A 12053-nucleotide genomic window follows, 5' to 3' on the forward strand; every position below is an offset into this window, starting at 1 on the left:
CGAAGAGCTTCTGCATCGCTTGAATGAGGGGGATATTACTCTGCTGGATGTGCGTCCCCCCGAAGAGTTCGCTTCTGGCCATCTGCCTGGAGCGGTCAATATTCCGGCCGAAGAACTAGAGGGTCGCCTATCTGAACTGCTTAAAGGACAGGAGGTGGTGGCGTATTGCCGCGGACCTTACTGCGTCCTCTCTCTCAACGCTATGAAAATCCTCCATACCAGTGGTTTTCTTGCTCGCTGCCTAGAGGATGGCTTTCCAGAGTGGAAGGCGGCCGGGCTGGAAGTGCAAACTAGCCAGTAAGCCCTCGTTTTCGCGGCTTACTAGGGCTTATTGACCTTTGTTGTTCATAATTCAGCCAATCCACATTGGCAGCCACATGAGGCAACAAGCCAAAGCCAGCGTAATTCCGGACTAACTTATCGTACCTTGTTGCTACTGAGCGGTAGTGCTTTAACCTGGCAAATGCATTCTCTACAAGGTGGCGATACTTGTACAAACACCAGTCAATATCGCCATTCCCAATCTTTGAGTTCCGTTTGCTGGGTATGGTCGGTATTCCCCTTTTCTACCGAACCTGCTCACGAGTTTTCTCACTGTCATAACCGCGATCAGCAATAACAAGCTCTGCATCTGGCAACCTATCAAGCAATTCCGGGGGAGCTTTACTGTCATGAACCTCACCGCCCGTGACAATGAAATCTATCGGTAAGCCACAACTATCAACAGCCATATGGATTTTCGTCGTGTTACCACCACAGCTTTTTCCTATAGACTCTTTCCACTCAGAGCAAGCGCCTGTCGCATACTGGTACGGTTTGGCTTCGCGGGTCGAAGCCAAATGTCGTCACATCGCAACTTCGCTCCCGCTGGGTCATATTGCAGGTTGAGTATTCTGGCCAGGTGCCTGACACCAATTATTTTGTGCATTAATCCCACCATCGGGTGAGGTATAGCCTAAACAACCGAGGATCGAGTCGAACAATTCAGCATGACGATGGGTTCTCCCCACCCGCTGCTCGGCCTGTAATTGTTCAAAGGCAGTAAGGTGCTCGGGTTGCGCCAAAAACTTATCCGATGCCCATACCATCAATGGCACGCGAAATAGCTCTGGTGGTGCCATTTCACGCGGGATACCGTGGAAATGGGAGTTATCATCAATTGACTCGCCGTGGTCTGAGGCATAAAACACCAGCGCTTTCTTATCCCGCATTTGGTCAATGACATTTGCGATAAACGAATCGGTATACAACACACTGTTATCAAACGCATTAATTAACTGCTGCTTACTACAAAAATCATCCACGCCCATGCACTCCGGCTGGTAACGGGCATAACTGCGCGGATAGCGTTGGGAATAGAGATAATGTGAGCCTTTGGTATGCAAAATAACCAAATGTTTACCCGCCGGATAACGCCTAAGCGACTCCTTTAACTCATCCACCAACAGCATGTCATCAACGGGTTTACCATCATTACGTTTCTCAGAAGCAATCAATTCACGAAATGAGTAATTATCAGTATTTGCATTGTTGTAGAACCATATTTCGCTCTGCATCGCGAATAACTCAGAGGTGAAACCTAATGATTTCATGACAGAGAATACGTTTTGCTCTTTCAGAGTGCGTTGCTGGTTATCTTCTGCGCCGCCTTCGCGTACAAACATACAACGCAGGGAAAGCTTGGTAGAGGTATCACACGAAGTACCGCGAAAGGCGACTAAATTCTTCTCTTTACTCAGGCGCGGGGTGGTATCGCGTGAATATCCCAGCATCCCCATATGATCCCAACGGGTGGTTTCACCGATAATAAACACAACATAGGTTTCATCAATGCCAGCTGGCGCGACATAAGTATGGTGTTCAGCAGGATCATACAGCGTTGCCGCGTCATACTTTTCATCGTATTGCGTGTAAGCGTATAAACCCAATGCAGCCAACCAGTTAGAAGGCAAATAAGAGTGAGCAACTACACCACCGTAACTGGGTAAATCCACGGTATTCAACAGTTCATCCGCGCGTTGTACTTTATCCAGATAGCGTAAAGGCAACCAAACCAGCCCGACCGCAACTATCATCAACACTATCGGTTTGATACGCTGCCCCGGCGTCTTGAATTGCTCCAGCAGGGTAAGCCGCAGGTTATTTTTCCAGATAAGTAACAAAGGCAAGGTGCTGATCAGCACTATCCAGATAACAAAATGCAATCCAATAACTTCTTTGGAAAGGTCTGTATCTGTAGTTAAGACAGAAATCACAATGCCATAGCCGATCACAACATTGAAAAAAGTCATGTAATAGCTGGCAGCGACTGAGATTAATACCAGTACAGTGGCGATCACCCGATAAAACAACCGCCCACCGAGGGAGATCACTCGCATCACAAAAAAGGTAAACAGAATAATGGCCATCACTTCTGTGATAGCTGACACCAATGCTATACCTTGGACACCTTGGCTAAATGAGTCAAAACGGCGATAAAAGACAGAAATATTCAGGAAAATGCCAATATAAAAAGCCAGCAACAAAGAGATACTTTGCTGCGATAAAGATTTTACTCTGTCCATAAAACGCCAGATCTCCAAAAATACTACTCAGGGGTTGAATCGAGACTATAAAAAATTTTGTGTAAACTGCTGTTTATTATAAAGAAAAATAGTCATCGATCATGATCATAAACGGCGTCACGGCTGGATTCCAATCTCGTGGTGGCATTGTCCACTTTTTAGCAATCTGGTGTAAAGCTAGATACAGCAACTTCAGCACCGCAACTCACTTGGGAATGACCGTCTGCTCTTGGTAATCTCACGCAGGCTGGCATTGATTTGAACGCTACTTGCAGCGGCCCCGTTAGGAACGAGGCGCAGGAAGAGTCGAGTATCTGGACGCAGCAACACCCAAGCCGCTTGAAGTATGAAGAGTATATCCCCATGATTTCCCCCGCCACTTGAATACTCGTGAGTAACGCTCCCCACCTTCACGCTCTCTGAACGTTTAAAAAACAGTCAACCCTACCGTTCATCGTCGGGGTAAACCTTGGTGATGATCTAACAGGCCTCTCCCTTGCTCGGTCTCGCTCATCGTTTAAAACTTACTTTCCTTTTATTTATAACTTTCGAAATAAAATATTTTTCTTTTAATGTGATCCATTTAAAACAAACAAAACAGAAAAGTGACTATCGTGACACCTATGGCCACGGAGAGCAGATCAACTCCCAGCCATAACGTCCATCACAGGAGAAAAGTAATGATTGAGCTAATAACCCACGGAGCAGAATGGTTTATCGGGCTGTTTCAAAAAGGGGGGGAAGTGTTCGTTGGTATGGTAACGGGCATTTTACCCTTGTTGATCAGCTTATTAGTGATCATGAATGCGTTGATTAATTTTGTTGGTCAGCACCGAATTGAACGCTTGGCACAGCGTTGTGCCGGTAACCCGTTCTCCCGTTATCTGCTGTTACCACTGGTCGGTACTTTTGTATTTTGTAATCCGATGACGTTAAGTCTCGGGCGTTTTATGCCAGAGAAATTCAAGCCAAGTTACTACGCCGCGGCATCCTATAGCTGTCACTCGATGAATGGCCTCTTCCCTCATATCAACCCTGGTGAACTGTTTGTCTTCCTGGGGATCGCCAGCGGACTCACCACGCTGGGTCTGCCACTGGGGCCACTGGCAGTGAGCTATTTCCTGGTCGGGTTAGTCACCAACTTCTTCCGTGGCTGGGTCACGGACCTCACTACTAGCCTATTTGAACGCAAGATGGGGATCCAACTGGATCGTCAGGTTCAACTTTAATCCGTGGAGTGCAGCATGAGTACTTATATTCGTATTGAAAAAGGGGCTGGCGGCTGGGGCGGTCCACTAGAACTCCCGGTGGTACCCGATAAAAAAATTGTCTATATCACCGCCGGTACTCGCCCGGCCATCGTCGACAAACTCAGTGAACTCACGGGCTGGCCAGCGGTGGATGGTTTTAAGCAGGGCGAACCTCCCGCCGCAGAGATTGGCATTGCGGTTATTGATTGCGGCGGTACATTACGTTGCGGTATCTACCCAAAACGCCGCATCCCTACCATCAATATTCACTCCACTGGTCGTTCCGGTCCACTGGCGCAATTTATTCTGGAAGATATTTACGTTTCTGGGGTTCGCCAAGAGAACATCAGCCTGGTTGAGCAGGAAGCGCCGGTGACTTCACAACCACCAGCACCAGCACCAGCCAAAGTACGTGATTATGATAGCAGCAAGAAAATCACTGAACAGAGCGATGGCCTACTGGCCAAGGTCGGCATGGGTATGGGATCGATAGTGGCGGTGTTCTTCCAAGCCGGCCGTGACACCATTGACACGATACTGAAAACCATCCTGCCATTTATGGCTTTTGTCTCGGCGTTGATTGGTATCATTATGGCCTCCGGGTTAGGTGATTTTATCGCCCATGGCCTGACTCCCCTTGCCAGCAGCCCCATCGGTTTGGTCACACTGGCGCTGATCTGTTCCTTCCCGCTGCTTTCCCCCTTCCTCGGCCCTGGTGCGGTTATCGCTCAAGTTATCGGCGTACTGGTGGGGGTGCAAATTGGCCTGGGCAATATTCCGCCTCAATTGGCGCTACCGGCACTGTTTGCCATTAACGCCCAAGCCGCCTGTGACTTTATTCCGGTGGGCCTGTCACTGGCAGAAGCCAAACAAGACACGGTGCGCGTTGGCGTACCTTCGGTTCTGGTGGGGCGCTTCCTTACTGGTGCACCAACCGTCTTGGTCGCCTGGGCAGTATCATCCTTTATTTATCAATAAGTGAAACAGAGGAAAATTATGAACACCATTTTCCAGACCACCATTACTCAAATCGGCGACTGTGCCCGTGATGCCCTGCTGGACAACATGATAATCACCTTTCGTGAAGGCGCCCCGGCCGATATTGAAGAGTATTGCTTTATTCATCAACACGGCGATACCACCGGGGAATTGCACGTGGGTAGCGTGATGCAGTTAGGGGAAAAACAGTACCCCATTACCGCCGTTGGCAGCGTTGCCAACCAAAATCTACGTGAACTGGGGCATGTCACCGTCCGTTTCGATGGCGAAGCACACGCCGAATTCCCCGGCACCATTCACGTCACCGGGGTAACCCCCACGGATATTCCCTTGGGTAGCACATTTAAATTTATCGCATCATCAGGAGTCGCTCATGTCTGAAGTAGCTGTAGTGATAGGCGGTGGCCAAACATTGGGCGCTTTTCTCTGTCATGGCCTGGCGCAAGCGGGTTACCGTGTTGCCGTGGCTGATCTGAATGCCCATAACGCCCATCTGGTGGCACAGCAAATCAATCAGGAATATGGCGATCAACGTGCCAAGGCTTTCCAAGTGGATGCCACCGATGAAGCCAGTGTGATAGCGCTAGCTGGTGAGGTCGATGGCGCTTTCCACCAGGTGAATTTACTGGTGTACAGTGCGGGCATTGCCAAAGCCGCCCCCATTACCGATTTCCCATTAGGTGACTTTGATCGCTCGCTGCAGGTCAACCTGGTGGGTTATTTCCTCTGTGCCCGAGAGTTCTCCCGCCTGATGATCCGCGATGGTATTACCGGGCGTATTATTCAGATCAATTCCAAATCCGGTAAAGTTGGCAGCAAACATAATTCCGGCTACAGCGCGGCCAAATTTGGCGGCGTCGGGTTAACACAATCGCTGGCGCTCGACCTGGCGGAGTATGGTATTACCGTGCACGCACTGATGCTGGGTAACCTGCTCAAATCACCGATGTTTCAATCTCTTTTGCCACAATACGCGCAGAAATTGGGCATCAAACCTGAAGAGGTGGAAAAATATTACACCGATAAAGTACCCATGAAGCGGGGTTGCGATTATCAGGATGTACTGAATGTACTGCTGTTCTATGCCAGTGATAAAGCATCCTATTGCACTGGCCAGTCGATCAATATTACCGGGGGCCAAGTAATGTTCTGAGCCGGTTTTAACGCTGACCGGGCTTTTAGCGCAGAACCGACTTTTCGAGCTAACCCGGGTTTTCGAGCTAATGGTACTACCGTCCCACGTCAAGCGGCAGGGCCCCCCTGCCACTTGAACTCATTGAGATAACGAGAGGAAAATCACACCATGACTAATGCCCTGATCTGTTTTGCTGTGATCGCCTGGCTGATGCAAATTGTTCTCGGTTGGTGGCAAATCCAGCGCTTCAACCGTGCTTTCGACCGTTTATGTCAGTTGGGCAACGTGGGGGTTGGCCGCTCCGGTGGCCGATTCAAACCCCGGGTGGTATTGGTGCTGGCCTTCGACACACAACAGCGCGTGTGTGGTAGCTTACTAATGCGCGGCCTGACTATTTTCGCCCCCCCCAAGCCGCTCCCCCAGTTACATGGTTTGCATCAACAGGCGCTACGCCCAGAGGTGATCTTTCCCGAGGATCGGGCCTGCCAAACTGCACTAGCATTAGCGATCACATCAAAATCATGATATTTTCACATTAAAAGACATTACCTTTCATAGTGAATTATTCACCGAGAGGAATGCTCAACTCTTGTGAACAGGAATCGCTATGAAACCAAAGCAGCGCCAAGCCGCTATCCTTGAATATTTGCAGCGGCATGGCAAAACCAACGTTGATATTCTGGCAGAACATTTCTCCACTACCGGCACCACTATCCGTAAAGACCTCACCTTACTGGAAGAACAAGGCGAAGTGATCCGTACCTACGGCGGTGTGGTACTCAGCCGGGATGAGGGCGATCAACCTATTGACCGCAAAACCCATATCAATAGCGAAAAAAAACGCCAGATAGCCTATGCGGCGATCAAACTGATCGATGATGGGGATTCACTGATCTTCGATGCAGGCAGTACGGTGTTGCAGATGGTACCGCATTTAGCACAGTTCAATAATATTACGGTGATGACCAACAGTTTGCATATCGTCAATGCGCTGGTGGAGCTGGATAACGACCAAACCATTCTGATGCCCGGCGGCACCTATCGTAAAAAATCGGCCTCTTTCCACGGCAGTCTGGCGGAATCGGCATTTAAGCAATTTAGTTTCGATAAACTGTTTATCGGCGCTGATGGCGTCGATCTCCATGCTGGAGTGACCACCTTTAATGAAGTGCACAATGTCAGCAAGGCGATGTGCGAAGCCGCCAGCCGCATTGTACTGTTGGTGGACTCATCCAAATTTGGTCGCAAGAGCCCCAATGTGGTGTGCGAACTTAGCGCCGTCGATACCTTAATCACCGATAACGACATTAACCCGGATTATTTGGCCGCACTGCAGGCCAAGGGGATCAATATTATTCTGGTGGGAGTGCCTGATGAATAACAGCAATGCACTGATCAATTTTGCCCGTGAAACATTAGAAATTGAACTCAAAGAGGCACAGCGTCTGCTGACTCGTCTGGATGATAACTTTGTCCGCGCTTGTGAACTGGTGTTGAATTGCCAGGGCAAAGTGGTGGTTTCCGGCATTGGTAAATCGGGGCATATCGGCAAGAAGATTGCTGCATCACTGGCTAGCACCGGCACCCCTGCTTTCTTCGTCCATCCTGCTGAAGCTCTGCATGGCGACCTCGGTATGATTAGTGTTGATGATGTAGTGATCTTTATCTCCTATTCTGGTCGCGCCAAAGAGTTGGAGCTGATTCTGCCGCTACTGGCAGAAAGCAACATCCCGGTGATCGCCATGACCGGTGGCAAAGAGTCACCGCTGGCGCTGGGCGCTGCCTGTACCTTGGATATCAGTGTCGAGAACGAAGCCTGCCCGATGGGTTTGGCACCCACCTCCAGCGGGGTCAATACCCTGATGATGGGCGATGCGCTGGCGATGGCGTTGATGCGCCAACGGGGCTTTAATGCTGAAGACTTCGCCCGTTCTCACCCTGGGGGGAGTTTAGGGGCTCGTCTGCTCAATCGAGTCCATCACGTGATGCGTAGTGGCGATCGCCTGCCAAAGGTTGAGGAAAATGCCACAGTCATGGATGCCATGCTGGAGCTGAGCCGTACTGGCCTTGGGCTGATTGCAGTATGCGACCAGCAGCATAAAGTGGTCGGGGTATTTACCGATGGTGACCTGCGCCGTTGGTTGGTCAAAGGCCATAGCCTTAGCGACAGTTTGCGCCCAGCGATCACTCGCCCGGGTTACCGGCTACCCGAGCAGTGGCGTGCCGGGGAAGCATTGGAAGCGTTGCACAAACAGCGCATCAGTGCCGCCCCGGTGGTCAATACTGATGGTGTTCTGGTGGGTGCCATCAATCTGCACGACTTGCATCAAGCCGGGATTGGCTGAAACAGAACGGCCTGGTTCACCAGGCCCATCGCTAGAAAGTCACTCACCACCAGGCATGGAAATGATGCACCGGACCAATCCCTTGCCCCACTTCAAGTGTGTCCGCTTGCTGTAAGGCTAATTGCAGATACGATTTTGCTGCCGCCACGGTCTGTTGCCAACTCGTGTGGCGTGGGCGTAATGCCGCCAACGCCGCCGAGAGGGTGCAACCGGTGCCATGGGTGTGCCGGGTGCTGATACGTGGTGAGCTGAAGCGCTGTTCAACCCCGGGCATAAATAGCCAATCCGGGCTTTCACCTTCAGTCAAATGCCCCCCTTTCATCAACACCGCCTGGCACCCCATCGCCAGTAGTGCTCGCCCCTGCTCACGCATCTGCTGTTCTGTTTCCGCCGGTTGGCAAGCCAATAAAGCGGCTGCTTCAGGCAAGTTAGGGGTGATAATCGAAACCAAAGGCAGTAATTCACGGCGGATAGCCTCTACCGCCGCCGGGTCCAGCAAAGGATCGCCGCTTTTAGCCAGCATCACCGTATCCAGCACCACATAAGGCAGAGCATAATGGCGCAGCCGTTCAGCAACCGCTAAAACAATATCTGTATTCGCCAACATGCCAATTTTGGCACTATCAATGCGCACATCGCTAAGCACTGAATCGAGTTGCGCCGCAACAAAAGCAGGCTCGATATAATATACCGACTGTACCCCTTGGGTATTTTGTGCCACCAGCGCGGTAATCACCGACGTACCATAGGCCCCTAATGCGGAGAATGTCTTCAAGTCTGCCTGGATCCCGGCACCACCACTAGGGTCGGTGCCAGCAATGGTTAAAGAATTAATCCGTTTCATTGCAGATCCTCCGCACGTAATTGATAAAGTGCATCAAGAAACGCCGGGGTAAAACTCCCAGGACCACGACAGCGCTCGGTGGCTTGGGCACCGCATAACGCCATCACACGGCAAGCGGTAGCAACATTATCCAATCGGTCACCCGGAAGGCTGCAAAATGCCGCCACCACCGCCGATAAAGCGCACCCGGTGCCCACCACGCGGGTCATCAAAATATCGCCGCCGTTTACCGCCCAATCGCGCTCCCCGTCAGTGATGTAGTCAACCTCCCCGGTCACCACCACCACCGCGCCACTCGAGCGTGCCAAGGTACGCGCTGCGGGTAACGCCGCCAATGAATCATCCAGACTATCGACACCGCGACCACTGGCTTGCAGGCCACTGAGCGCCATCACTTCTGAAGCATTACCACGGATTGCTGCCGGGTGCAGAGTCAGCAAATGCCGTGCAAAGGCGGTACGATAATCCAGCCCACCGACCGCAACAGGGTCCAGCAGCCAGGGTTTCCCTGCCTGATTGGCCGCATCAATGGCCGCCAGCATCGCCTCTGCCTGTGGCGGGTTCAAGGTACCGATATTAATCAACAAGGCATCCGCCAGGCGGCTGAACTGTGCCGCTTCTTGCGCTTCCACCACCATCGCTGGCGAAGCCCCGAGTGCTAACAGCACGTTAGCCGTGAGTTCTTGCACCACTTCGTTGGTTAAACAGTGCAGCAATGGCGGGTGACGTTTGAATTGGTTAAAACAGGCCGCGGCACGACTGCCGGGTAGTACATCAGGTCGAGTGAACATATTCCTCCCAACCGGCGTTCAAGAAGACGGGTACCGGTTGAGATACCAAGACTTCCCTACGCTGGCATAATCCAGATCAGGTAATACGGGTAAAATCTCAGCCAATACTAACGGTACAGGCACCCCGAGTCAGAACTTGCCATTATTGGGGCTGGATAGGATAAGGTCAACCATTCGTCTGTTTCCCTGTAGTAGTCCCTGAGTTATTTTCTTAACAACAGGATTGTTGCCGCCTTCGCCAAGACCTGGCCGAAAAACCGGATCAACAAACTATTACCCTACGCCGAAAACAGCTTCAGTTAATATCTGCCAGCTTATTAAATTATTTTAATCACGCAACGCTAAATAACTTCGCACATTATCGCTCCACTTCAGCCAGACCGTCTTGATTGCCGGGGAACGGTAAGCGGTAAGTGTCAAGGTAGTTGTCGTCCTGAGTTAATTTATGCGGCCTGTTTTTCCCGCTCTGGGTTGAGCGTGACGCTATCCTGCCGTTGCCAGTTTCGCGTTTGCCCTGACAAACGTTTGGGGTTCGCGGCTCTCGCAGCTTGATACACCTTGTCTCGTTGGGCCAACAACACCTTGTCCTCACCCGTATGCCGCTGTAATGGCGTCACATAGCCTATACCACTGTGCCGGTGTTCTTCGTTATACCAACCGATAAACTTATCCACCCAGACTCGTGCTTCTTCCAGCGCCCTCAGTGTCAGCATAGTTGTCACCCCCTTCTAAACATAGATCCAGAGGGCGATGGAGTGACAAGTGAAACGTATTTCTTCAGAACGTAAAGTCAGCGTGTTGGCAAAATTGCTACCCCCTTACAATATGACCGTCGCGGCAGTTGCACAGATGGAAGGGATATCGGAAGCTACTCTCTACAATTGGCGTAATCAGGCTAAAACAGAGGGGAAACCGGTGCCCGGTGCAGAGAAAAACAGTGAACAGTGGCCTGCAGAAGCGCGGCTGGCGGTTATCGTGGAAACGGCAACATTAAGTGAAGCGGAAATCGCAGAATACTGCCGTAAAAAGGGGCTTTACCCCGCACAGATAGCGCAATGGAAACAGGCCTTTTTACAAGTGCCTTCCCTTGATGATAAAGCCGCCCTCAAGCAAAGCCAGAAAGAAAACAAGCAGTTGAAAAAGGAACTGCTCCGTAAAGAAAAGGCTCTGGCGGAGGCGGCAGCGATCCTGGTGTTAAGAAAAAAGCTCAGGGACTACTACGGGGAAACGGACGAGGACGACTGACATCCAGCGAGGAACGGCAGCAGTTTATCGCCTGGATAAATGAGGCCGTCGCTGCCGGTGCACGGCGTGCGGTGGCCTGCCGCGAAGTTGAGCTCAGTGTACGTACCTGGCAACGGTGGCAAAAATCACCGGAAGACCAAAGGACAATAGTGGTTCGCCCGGTGCCAGCCAATCGCCTGAGTGTGGAAGAAGAGCAGCAGATACGGGTTGTTTGCCATCAACCGGCATATGCCAGTCTGCCGCCGTCACAAATCGTGCCACGGCTGGCGGATAAGGGAATTTATCTGGCCAGTGAATCGACCTTTTACCGGGTTCTGCGGCGTCACGGGGAAGTTCATCACCGAGGCCGTCGTCTCAAGCCAAGCCGGGTAAAAGCGCCCACCACGTTTACGGCCACCGGGCCCTGCCAGGTATGGACTTGGGACATTACCTGGCTTCCTTCAGTGGTACGCGGTCGCTGGTATTATCTGTACCTGGTGGAGGATGTGTTCAGCCGTAAAATCACCGGTGCTGAAGTGCATGAAATCGAAAGTGGTGAGTTGGCAGCCATACTGATACAACGCACGGTTCTGCGGGAGCACTGTTATCGCCAGCCACTGGTGCTGCATGCAGATAATGGTGCAGCGATGAAGTCACAGACACTACAGGTCAAGTTGACAGAGCTGAATATCTCGCCTTCGCACAGCCGACCGCGTGTAAGCAATGATAATGCGTATGTGGAGTCGTTGTTCCGCACGTTGAAATATGTACCGAATTGGCCCTCATCAGGCTTTAAAACGCTGGAAGAAGCACGAGTCTGGGTGGATAAGTTTACCGGTTGGTATAACGAAGAGCACCGGCACAGTGGTATAGGCTATGTGACGCCATTACAGCGGCATAC

General features: G+C 51.3%; 13 protein-coding genes, 3 pseudogenes and 1 riboswitch. Of the genes and pseudogenes, 10 read left to right on the forward strand and 6 right to left on the reverse strand.

The window, feature by feature from the left end:
• Window positions 1-301: rhodanese-like domain-containing protein (locus IO95_RS04295; RefSeq protein WP_037384048.1), on the forward strand; the 301-nt coding region annotated here is incomplete at its 5' end.
• Between the two features lie 51 nt (window positions 302-352).
• On the opposite strand, the pseudogene IO95_RS04300 reads toward IO95_RS04295, so the two are convergent.
• The 3 genes and pseudogenes from IO95_RS04300 to IO95_RS24675 form a co-directional block, all read right to left on the reverse strand.
• A pseudogene (locus tag IO95_RS04300) lies at window positions 353-818 on the reverse strand (IS5 family transposase); the annotation flags it as partial.
• 54 nt (window positions 819-872) lie between these two features.
• Entirely contained in the window at window positions 873-2564 is a 1692-nt protein-coding gene (gene eptB, locus IO95_RS04305) for a kdo(2)-lipid A phosphoethanolamine 7''-transferase (RefSeq protein ID WP_023492586.1), read from the reverse strand.
• A gap of 76 nt (window positions 2565-2640) precedes the next feature.
• A pseudogene (locus IO95_RS24675) lies at window positions 2641-2822 on the reverse strand (IS256 family transposase); the annotation flags it as partial.
• A gap of 422 nt (window positions 2823-3244) precedes the next feature.
• On the opposite strand from IO95_RS24675, the gene IO95_RS04310 reads away from it, so the two are divergent.
• The 7 genes from IO95_RS04310 (at window position 3245) to gutQ (ending at window position 8293) form a co-directional block, all read left to right on the forward strand.
• Window positions 3245-3793 carry a PTS glucitol/sorbitol transporter subunit IIC gene (locus tag IO95_RS04310; protein WP_023492587.1) on the forward strand — a complete coding sequence of 183 codons (549 nt, stop codon included), beginning with the start codon at window positions 3245-3247 and terminating at the stop codon, window positions 3791-3793.
• A 15-nt stretch (window positions 3794-3808) separates the two neighbouring features.
• Window positions 3809-4792 carry a PTS glucitol/sorbitol transporter subunit IIB gene (locus tag IO95_RS04315; RefSeq protein WP_023492588.1) on the forward strand — a complete coding sequence of 328 codons (984 nt, stop codon included), beginning with the start codon at window positions 3809-3811 and terminating at the stop codon, window positions 4790-4792.
• An 18-nt stretch (window positions 4793-4810) separates the two neighbouring features.
• Window positions 4811-5194 (forward strand): PTS glucitol/sorbitol transporter subunit IIA, encoded by a 384-nt coding sequence (srlB, locus tag IO95_RS04320; RefSeq protein ID WP_023492589.1) that lies wholly within the window; start codon window positions 4811-4813, stop codon window positions 5192-5194.
• Window positions 5187-5966, forward strand: coding sequence for a sorbitol-6-phosphate dehydrogenase (gene srlD, locus IO95_RS04325; protein WP_023492590.1), 780 nt, complete (start codon window positions 5187-5189; stop codon window positions 5964-5966). Before srlB ends, srlD begins: the two co-directional genes overlap by 8 nt.
• A 150-nt stretch (window positions 5967-6116) precedes the next feature.
• Window positions 6117-6473 carry a transcriptional regulator GutM gene (gutM, locus tag IO95_RS04330; protein WP_023492591.1) on the forward strand — a complete coding sequence of 119 codons (357 nt, stop codon included), beginning with the start codon at window positions 6117-6119 and terminating at the stop codon, window positions 6471-6473.
• A gap of 82 nt (window positions 6474-6555) precedes the next feature.
• Window positions 6556-7329 carry a DNA-binding transcriptional repressor gene (locus tag IO95_RS04335; protein WP_023492592.1) on the forward strand — a complete coding sequence of 258 codons (774 nt, stop codon included), beginning with the start codon at window positions 6556-6558 and terminating at the stop codon, window positions 7327-7329.
• Window positions 7322-8293: an arabinose-5-phosphate isomerase GutQ gene (gutQ, locus tag IO95_RS04340; RefSeq protein ID WP_023492593.1), complete on the forward strand. Its 972-nt coding sequence runs from the start codon at window positions 7322-7324 to the stop codon at window positions 8291-8293. Before IO95_RS04335 ends, gutQ begins: the two co-directional genes overlap by 8 nt.
• A gap of 43 nt (window positions 8294-8336) precedes the next feature.
• On the opposite strand, the gene thiD is transcribed toward gutQ, so the two are convergent.
• The 3 genes and pseudogenes from thiD to IO95_RS04355 form a co-directional block, all read right to left on the reverse strand.
• On the reverse strand, window positions 8337-9137 hold the full coding sequence (thiD, locus tag IO95_RS04345; RefSeq protein WP_023492594.1) for a bifunctional hydroxymethylpyrimidine kinase/phosphomethylpyrimidine kinase: 801 nt from the start codon (window positions 9135-9137) through the stop codon (window positions 8337-8339).
• Window positions 9134-9928 (reverse strand): hydroxyethylthiazole kinase, encoded by a 795-nt coding sequence (gene thiM / locus IO95_RS04350; protein ID WP_023492595.1) that lies wholly within the window; start codon window positions 9926-9928, stop codon window positions 9134-9136. The genes thiD and thiM overlap by 4 nt, the downstream gene beginning before the upstream one ends.
• A gap of 36 nt (window positions 9929-9964) precedes the next feature.
• A riboswitch (TPP riboswitch) is annotated at window positions 9965-10065 on the reverse strand.
• A 306-nt stretch (window positions 10066-10371) separates the two neighbouring features.
• Window positions 10372-10626: pseudogene (locus IO95_RS04355) on the reverse strand (integrase core domain-containing protein); the annotation flags it as partial.
• Between the two features lie 64 nt (window positions 10627-10690).
• Here IO95_RS04355 and IO95_RS04360 point away from each other — a divergent pair.
• Entirely contained in the window at window positions 10691-11173 is a 483-nt protein-coding gene (locus IO95_RS04360; protein ID WP_037384054.1) for a transposase, read from the forward strand.
• A partial coding sequence (locus tag IO95_RS04365) for an IS3 family transposase (protein ID WP_160165607.1) occupies window positions 11170-12053 on the forward strand: 884 nt, incomplete at its 3' end. The genes IO95_RS04360 and IO95_RS04365, both read left to right, overlap by 4 nt.

It is taken from the genome of Serratia sp. DD3 (assembly GCF_000496755.2).

What these genes read in the sequence shown, in the direction of transcription:
- eptB (WP_023492586.1), bottom strand. Translation starts at nt 2,564, where the DNA reads ATGGACAGAGTAAAATCTTTATCGCAGCAAAGTATCTCTTTGTTGCTG.
- IO95_RS04310 (WP_023492587.1), top strand. Translation starts at nt 3,245, where the DNA reads ATGATTGAGCTAATAACCCACGGAGCAGAATGGTTTATCGGGCTGTTT.
- IO95_RS04315 (WP_023492588.1), top strand. Translation starts at nt 3,809, where the DNA reads ATGAGTACTTATATTCGTATTGAAAAAGGGGCTGGCGGCTGGGGCGGT.
- srlB (WP_023492589.1), top strand. Translation starts at nt 4,811, where the DNA reads ATGAACACCATTTTCCAGACCACCATTACTCAAATCGGCGACTGTGCC.
- srlD (WP_023492590.1), top strand. Translation starts at nt 5,187, where the DNA reads ATGTCTGAAGTAGCTGTAGTGATAGGCGGTGGCCAAACATTGGGCGCT.
- gutM (WP_023492591.1), top strand. Translation starts at nt 6,117, where the DNA reads ATGACTAATGCCCTGATCTGTTTTGCTGTGATCGCCTGGCTGATGCAA.
- IO95_RS04335 (WP_023492592.1), top strand. Translation starts at nt 6,556, where the DNA reads ATGAAACCAAAGCAGCGCCAAGCCGCTATCCTTGAATATTTGCAGCGG.
- gutQ (WP_023492593.1), top strand. Translation starts at nt 7,322, where the DNA reads ATGAATAACAGCAATGCACTGATCAATTTTGCCCGTGAAACATTAGAA.
- thiD (WP_023492594.1), bottom strand. Translation starts at nt 9,137, where the DNA reads ATGAAACGGATTAATTCTTTAACCATTGCTGGCACCGACCCTAGTGGT.
- thiM (WP_023492595.1), bottom strand. Translation starts at nt 9,928, where the DNA reads ATGTTCACTCGACCTGATGTACTACCCGGCAGTCGTGCCGCGGCCTGT.